A 5,099-nucleotide genomic window follows, 5' to 3' on the forward strand; every position below is an offset into this window, starting at 1 on the left:
TTCCGGATCGTCATCCCGCCGCTGACCAATGAGCTCATCCGCTGGCCCGCCGGACAATCCGGCGGGCCAGCGTGCTTCCCGGGACCGAAGTCGGCCGTGCCGTGGATATCCCCTGATCAGCCGGTGTACGTCGGTAAGGTCGGCCGGGTATCTGGCTACGGAGGGGGACGCTGCGAATGCGGTTCGTGCGGGTGATCACCGGATTGCTGCTGTTGGTCATCGGGATTCCGGCGCTGTTCGCCGGCGGCGGGCTGTGGCTCGTCACCCGGCACGCCGACCCCGGTGGGACCTTCGCCGCCCGGTTCGAGACGGTCCGCACACCCGGCCACGCGGTCGTGGTCACCGATCTCGACCGGCTGCTGCGGCGGGAGGCGCCCTTCGCGCGTGGCGCGCAGACCCGCCTGCGGCTCGACGCCCGTACGCCCGACGGTCCGGCCTTCGTGGGGCTGGCGCCCACCGCCGAGGTGCGCCGGTGGCTGGAGTCCGTGCCGTACGCCTCGGTCCGTCGGGTGGCGTTGGCCCGAGGTCCGCTGCCGGTTCGCACGGACCCGGCGGTCCCGGCGGCGGCCCCGACCGCCGGTGCGGCCCCCACCCCGCTCGGTCGCCCGTTCTGGGTACGCGAGGGTGTCGGCACCCTCGAGTGGAGCGCCGACGAGCTGAGCGGCGAGTCGATGAGCCTGGTGGTGATGCGCCCGGACGGTCGCGCCGACCTGAGCCTGGATCTGCGCGCCGAGTTGCGTGCGGGTTGGGTCGGCCCGGTCACCTGGGGCCTGCTGGCGGCGGGGGTGCTGCTGGTGGCGTGCGCGGTGCTGCTCCTGCTGCGCCCGCCGCGTCCCCGCGAGGTGGTCTTCGTGGTCGAACCGGACCAGGTGCCGGTGCTCGCCGGCCGGCTCGGGGTCACGTCGCTCAGTGGCCTGGGCGCCCGGGATCCCGGGTCGTCCCCGCCGCTGCCGGCGGTGCGACAGCTCGCCCCGGTCGGCTCCGGCGCGGCCGAGTGGCCCCGCTCGGCGATCGGTGCGGAACCGGCCCGGCCGGTCACCCTCGCCGACCTGGACGCTCCGGCGCGGCTGCCCCGGCCGCCGGAGGTGGCGTTGAGCCTGGCGTGGCCGCCCACCGGCACCGAGCCCACGGCACGGCCGGTGCGGACGGACTGAAGCGGCGAGTGGCCCTCCGCGCTGCCGACGCGGAAAGCCACTCTCACCGGGGGATCGGTGCTACCCGAGCGACGCTTGAGGTAGGTGAGTCCAGATTAGCGCCGATGGTGGCTACTGGGGACTTGTGTCCATTTGGTGCGACTTTTCCTCAGTCCGGATCGGGCGGGCCACCCGGACCGGCAGGACCACCAGCAGCAGCAGGCTGAGCAGCACGTAGCCGTTGCGCAGCACGAAGTCCACCGGGTCGTCGGTGCGGACCGGTGCCACCCCCCAGTCGTGGAACGACACCACGCCGTAGATGATCACTGCGGCGGTGCCCACGGCGAGCCCGGCGAGCCACCGCCGTCGGCGGAACTCCTCCGGCCGGTTCGCGCTCAACGCCGCATCGGCGAGCAGCACCACCGCCGGCACGAACCAGTAGATGTGGTGGGTCCAGGTGATCGGGCTGACCAGAGCGCCGACCAGACCGGTCAGGGTCAGGCCGGTCAGCGCGTCACCGGCACGCGCGGCGCGGACCGCCCGCCACAGGCCGTAACCGGCCACCACCACGACCACCAGCAGCCACAGCAGCCGGTCCGGCTTCTCCGGCGCGGTGAACCGGCTGAGCAGCCCGAAGAGCGACTGGTTGCCGGTGTAGTCGGTGCGACCCACCCGGTCGTTGTCCCACAGCTCCTGCGTCCAGAACCGCCACGAGTCCCCGGGCGCGACCGCCGCCGCGAGCAGGGTCGCCGCCGCCGCCGTCGCGCTCGCCACCGCGGCGGCCCGCCACCGTCGGGTGGCCAGCAGGTACACGATGAAGATGCCCGGGAAGAGCTTGAGCGCCGTCGCCAGCCCCACGCCGACCCCGGCCCAGCGCCGCGCCTGCGGTACGGCGAACAGCAGGTCGGCCAGGATCAGCACGACCAGCAGCATGTTGATCTGCCCGAACGTGATCGTCTCTCGGGTGCTCTCCACCGCCAGCACCAGCAGCACGGCCACGGTCAGGGTGAACGTTCGCGGCAGGTGGTGCCGGGCGATCACCGGCGTCACCAGCCACCGGGTGGTCACCACCACGGCCACCACCGTGAGCACCGTGAAGATCACCACGGTGGCGCCGAGCCGGATCAGCCCGAACGGCCACAGCAGCAGCGCGCTGAAGGGTGGATACGTGAAGTACAGCTCACCCTGCACCCGGTCCGGCTGGACGTAGTCGTAGAGCGGGTGGCCCGCCGTCCACCAGTCCATCGCCGACATGTAGATCTTCAGGTCGAAGAAGTTGTGCACCAGACCGGGCAGGTAGAGCGCCGGCAGCACGGCGATCAGCGCCACGATCGCGACGAGCCGACGGACCGTACGGCCACCGGGATCGTCGTCGGTGACGGCGGGTGGTGCGACGGGTTCGGCTGGCACTTGAGAAACCCTAGCGGTCCGTCCGGTCCAGAGCGCGCAGCCGTGGGGCGTGGGCTGCGCGTAGGCTGTCCCGGTGGCTGATCTCCTCGTCTGGATCGACTGTGAGATGACCGGGTTGGACCTTGGCAGTGACAAGCTGATCGAGGTCGCGGCACTGGTCACCGACCCCGACCTCAACGTGCTGGGTGATGGTGTCGACGTGGTGATCCACGCCGACGAGGCCGCGCTGGAGGCGATGCCGGAGATCGTCCAGACCATGCACGCCAAGTCCGGCCTCACCGAGGAGGTCCGCCGCTCGGTGGTCACCCTGGCCGAGGCCGAGGACCGGGTGCTGGAGTACATCAGCACCTTCGTCAAGGACCCGCGCACCGCGCCACTGTGCGGCAACTCGATCGCCACCGACCGTGGCTTCATCGCCCGGGACATGCCCCGCCTCGACGCACACCTGCACTACCGCATGATCGACGTCTCGTCGATCAAGGAACTCTGCCGCCGCTGGTACCCCCGGGTGTACTTCGGTCAGCCGCAGAAGGGCCTGGCGCACCGGGCGCTCGCCGACATCCGGGAGAGCATCCGGGAGCTGGAGTACTACCGGCGCACCATCTTCGTCCCGCTGCCCGGCCCGGACGTCGAGACCGCCAAGGCCATCGCCGCCGACCTCTGACGGCGCCTGCCCCGTGCGGGGGCGGCGCTCGCCGGCCCCTGCTGTCGGTGCTCGGCGCGGTCGGCGGGGAACCCGCTGGACGCCGTGAGCGGTGGTGTGGCTATTATTGGTCCGCACCCCGCCCGGGGCGATCGACCGGGCGTCGGAGGCGTGGTGGCTGTAGCTCAGTTGGCAGAGCACCGGGTTGTGGTCCCGGTTGTCGTGGGTTCAATTCCCATCAGTCACCCCATATCTCAGGCCCCCTCCTCGGAGGGGGCCTGAGTCGTTTCGGGGCTGGCTGGTGATCCACTCCGTTTACCGGAAACCGGGGTATCCGGGTTCGTCGGATACCCCGGTTTCCTGGATCTCGAGTCGATCCAGGTGGCTGGATCAGGCGGTCGGCGTGGCGGACGGGGTGACGGCGCCGTCCGGGGTCGGCGAAGCGTCCGGGTCGGCCGGCGGCTCGTACGGCAGGGCGCTGCCCTTGACGTACTCGTCCCAGCTCATGTTCCAGTCGGTCCAGCCGTTGCCGTTCTGGAGCTTGCGCTCGGTGCCCTTGACCGTGATCGGGTCGCCGATCTGGGTGTTCTTGAACAGCCAGTCGCCGTTGGCCATCGACACGTTCACGCAGCCGTGCGAGACGTTGACGCTGCCCTGCTGCCCTTCGGACCAGGGGGCCGCGTGGATGAACTCGCCACCCCAGGTGAGCCGCTGCGCGAAGTCAATCTTGGTGCGGTAGCCCTCCTCGGGGCCCAGCTCCTCCATCGTGTCGAACACGGTCTTGCGCAGTTTCTCGATCACGACCATCGTCCCGCTGGACGAGGGGGTGCTCTTCTTGCCCAGGCTGACCGGGATGGTCTTGATCACCGAGCCGTCGCGGGTCACCGTCATCCGCTTGGTCTTGTTGTCCACGGTCATGATCAGCGACGAGCCGATCTTGACGTCCACGGAGAGGTCCGAGCGGCCGTAGTAGCCGTCACCCATCGGCAGGCCGCCGGCCTGAACGCGGTAGGAGACCTTGCTGTTCGCCTTCCAGAACTCCTTCGGCCGGTACCGGATCTCGGTGGGGCTGACCCAGTGCCAGATGCCCTCCTGGGCCGGCGTCGAGGTCACCGTCATCCGGCGCTGCACGTCGTCGCGGTAGTCCTCCGGAACGGCACGGCTGAACTTCACGATCAGCGGCATCCCGACGCCGACCACCTGGTTGTCGCCGAGGAAGCTGCTCACCCGTACCTGCTTGTCGGGCTTGGCCATCGTGGTGAAGGTGCTGGTCGCGGTGGCCGGCCGGCCGTCGTCGCCGGTGGCGGTGACCGTGGCGGTGTAGCTGGTGGCGTACTCCAGCGCCCCGTTCGGAAGCCACGTCTTGCCATCCTTGGCGAGGGTGCCCTCGACCGCCTTGCCGGACGCGTCCTTGAGGTCGACGGTGGTCTCCTCGGCGTCCTTCGTGGTGAAGGTGATGCCGGTGGACGCCGGCACGTCCTTGGCGTCCGCCGCCGGCTCGCTGATGGTCGCCGCCGCCTTGGGGGCCGGGCTCTCGTCGCCGCCCTGCCACGAGGACGGCTTGCCGCCGTCGCCGTTGGTGCAGGCGGAGGTGAAGGCCAGCGCCACGGCGAGCAGCCCCGCCGCGAGCACGCGGCGTCGCCCACGGGGCCGGATCAGCTGGTCCTGGCTAGCTCGCATGATGTCCTCACAGTCGTGGTCCCTGACCCATCGTCTCCTAATGACGCGCCAGAACCGGCCTCGGTTGCCGAGGGTGAACCGGAACACGCCGATCAGGATGCCGGAATCTTGGTACCATCCGGCGTTTCGTGATTCGGGCTCGTCTTTGTGCCGGGACTGAGGGTCGCCGCCGCCGTCGTCACGGCGCGGGCAGTGCAAGGGTACGCGCCGGCCCTGCCGATGGCACGGGCCGG

3 protein-coding genes, 1 tRNA gene and 1 pseudogene are annotated in these 5,099 nt (G+C 70.5%); 3 read left to right on the top strand and 2 right to left on the bottom strand.

Annotated features, from left to right (window positions below; all coding sequences use genetic code 11):
• Positions 1–704 precede the first annotated feature (704 nt).
• Positions 705–983, top strand: a pseudogene (locus AB0J68_RS26850) (hypothetical protein); the annotation flags it as partial.
• 282 nt (positions 984–1,265) lie between these two features.
• Here AB0J68_RS26850 and AB0J68_RS26855 read toward each other — a convergent pair.
• A complete protein-coding gene (locus tag AB0J68_RS26855; protein WP_354855168.1) occupies positions 1,266–2,543 on the bottom strand; it encodes a glycosyltransferase 87 family protein in 1,278 nt (425 codons plus the stop codon).
• 73 nt (positions 2,544–2,616) lie between these two features.
• On the opposite strand from AB0J68_RS26855, the gene orn reads away from it, so the two are divergent.
• Positions 2,617–3,207, top strand: a complete 591-nt coding sequence (orn, locus tag AB0J68_RS26860) for an oligoribonuclease (RefSeq protein WP_363941086.1) — start codon at positions 2,617–2,619, stop codon at positions 3,205–3,207.
• Positions 3,208–3,360: 153 nt separating this feature from the next.
• Positions 3,361–3,436, top strand: a tRNA-His gene (locus AB0J68_RS26865).
• Positions 3,437–3,576: 140 nt separating this feature from the next.
• Here the strand turns inward: AB0J68_RS26865 and AB0J68_RS26870 are convergent.
• Entirely contained in the window at positions 3,577–4,866 is a 1,290-nt protein-coding gene (locus AB0J68_RS26870) for an Ig-like domain-containing protein (protein WP_354855170.1), read from the bottom strand.
• Positions 4,867–5,099 lie beyond the last annotated feature (233 nt).

It is taken from the genome of Micromonospora sp. NPDC049580, assembly GCF_040675595.1.
GTDB lineage: Bacteria > Actinomycetota > Actinomycetes > Mycobacteriales > Micromonosporaceae > Micromonospora.